This is a genomic window from Mesorhizobium sp. (assembly GCF_024509055.1).
Lineage (GTDB): Bacteria > Pseudomonadota > Alphaproteobacteria > Rhizobiales > Rhizobiaceae > Mesorhizobium.
Genome location: NZ_JANINM010000271.1, coordinates 1 through 2,369, shown reverse-complemented (window position 1 = coordinate 2,369; position 2,369 = coordinate 1). Strand labels below are relative to the sequence as shown.

Genomic DNA, 2,369 nt, shown 5'->3' with positions numbered 1-2,369 from the left:
CGGCCAACAACCGCGGCACGGCCGTCAAGAAGCGTGAAGACACCCACAAGATGGCAGAAGCCAACCGCGCCTTCGCGCACTACCGCTGGTAAAGCGCGACCGAGACTGAGAGGCACCTCCCATGGCCCGCGAATACAAAATCGAAGACTACCGCAATTTCGGTATCATGGCGCATATCGACGCCGGCAAGACGACGACGACCGAGCGCGTGCTGTATTACACGGGCAAGTCGCACAAGATCGGCGAAGTCCATGACGGCGCTGCCACCATGGACTGGATGGAGCAGGAACAGGAACGCGGCATCACCATCACGTCGGCCGCGACCACGACCTTCTGGAAGGGTCGTGACGGCAAGATGCGCCGCTTCAATATCATCGACACCCCCGGACACGTCGACTTCACCATCGAAGTCGAGCGTTCGCTGCGCGTGCTCGACGGCGCGATCGCGCTGCTCGACGCCAATGCCGGCGTGGAGCCGCAGACCGAGACGGTATGGCGTCAGGCCGACAAGTACCACGTGCCGCGCATGATCTTCTGCAACAAGATGGACAAGATCGGCGCCGACTTCTACCGCTCGGAAGAAATGATCGGTTCGCGCCTTGGCGCGCAGGCCGTTGTCATGCAGCTGCCGATCGGCGCCGAGACCGAGTTCAAGGGCATTGTCGACCTCGTCGAGATGAACGCGCTCGTCTGGCGCGATGAGACCCTGGGCGCCGCCTGGGATGTCGTCGAGATCCCGGCCGACCTCAAGGAGAAGGCCGAGCAGTATCGCGAGAAGATGATCGAGGCCGCCGTCGAGATGGACGAGACCGCGCTCGAGAATTACCTCGAAGGCAAGATGCCGTCGAACGACGAGATCCGCGCGCTGATCCGCAAGGGCACCATCGCGGTCAAGTTCTTCCCGATGTTCTGTGGCTCGGCCTTCAAGAACAAGGGCGTGCAGCCGCTGCTCGACGCCGTGGTGGAGTACCTGCCGTCGCCGATCGACGTGCCGGCCATCAAGGGCGTGGACGCCAAGACCGACGCCGAGATCGAGCGTCATGCCGATGACAACGAGCCGCTGTCGATGCTGGCGTTCAAGATCATGAACGACCCGTTCGTCGGTTCGCTGACCTTCGCCCGCATCTATTCGGGCAAGCTCACCAAGGGCACCTCGCTCGACAACACCGTGAAGGGCAAGAAGGAGCGCATCGGCCGCATGCTGCAGATGCATGCGAATTCGCGCGCCGACATCGAGGAAGCCTATGCCGGCGACATCGTCGCTCTGGCCGGCCTCAAGGACACGACCACCGGCGATACGCTGTGCGATCCGCTGCACCCGGTCATCCTCGAGCGCATGGAATTCCCCGATCCGGTCATCCAGATCGCCATCGAGCCGAAGACCAAGAACGACCAGGAGAAGATGGGCCTCGCCCTGCATCGCCTGGCTGCCGAGGATCCGTCCTTCCGCGTCAAGACCGACGAGGAAAGCGGCCAGACCATCATCGCGGGCATGGGCGAGCTGCATCTCGACATCATCGTCGACCGCATGCGCCGTGAGTTCAAGGTGGAAGCCAATGTCGGCGCTCCGCAGGTGGCCTATCGCGAGACGATCACCCGCAAGCACGAGCAGGACTACACGCACAAGAAGCAGACCGGCGGTACCGGCCAGTTCGCCCGCGTCAAGATCATCTTCGAGCCGAACACCGAGAGCGAAGAGTTTGTGTTCGAGTCCAAGATCGTCGGCGGCGCGGTGCCGAAGGAATACATCCCTGGCGTCGAGAAGGGCATCCAGAGCGTCATGGGCTCCGGCCCGTTCGCGGGCTTCCCGATGATCGGCGTCAGGGCCACCCTGATCGACGGCGCCTTCCACGACGTCGACTCCTCGGTGCTGGCGTTCGAAATCGCTTCCCGTGCTTGCTTCAAGGAAGCGGCGCCGAAGCTCGGCGTGCAGCTCCTGGAGCCGATCATGAAGGTCGAGGTCGTGACGCCGGAAGATTATGTCGGTGGCGTCATCGGCGACCTGAATGGCCGTCGTGGTCAGATCCAGGGCCAGGAAGCGCGCGGCGTTGCCGTCGTGATCAACGCGATGGTCCCGCTCGCCAACATGTTCAAGTACGTCGACAATCTGCGTTCGATGTCGCAGGGCCGCGCCCAGTACACTATGCAGTTCGACCACTACGAACCGGTCCCTACGGCGGTGGCCCAGGAAGTCCAGAAAAAGTACGCGTGAGAATGCCTGTGCCACCGGAGCCGCGGTTCTTACGCGTTTCCGGTACGGATAGAGCAAATATCAATTTCCCCGAGCGGGTTGAGTAAAGACGGAGAACTACAGTGGCAAAAGGTAAATTCGAGCGCACCAAGCCGCATGTGAACATTGGCACGATCGG

The 2,369-nt window shown here is 62.1% G+C and carries 1 protein-coding gene and 1 pseudogene; both read left to right on the top strand.

Annotation, left to right across the window (positions count from 1 at the left end; translation table 11 throughout):
* Positions 1-92: pseudogene (locus Q0L57_RS12755) on the top strand (30S ribosomal protein S7); the annotation flags it as partial.
* Between the two features lie 29 nt (positions 93-121).
* A complete protein-coding gene (fusA, locus tag Q0L57_RS12750; protein ID WP_296743145.1) occupies positions 122-2,212 on the top strand; it encodes an elongation factor G in 2,091 nt (696 codons plus the stop codon).
* Positions 2,213-2,369: the final 157 nt, after the last annotated feature.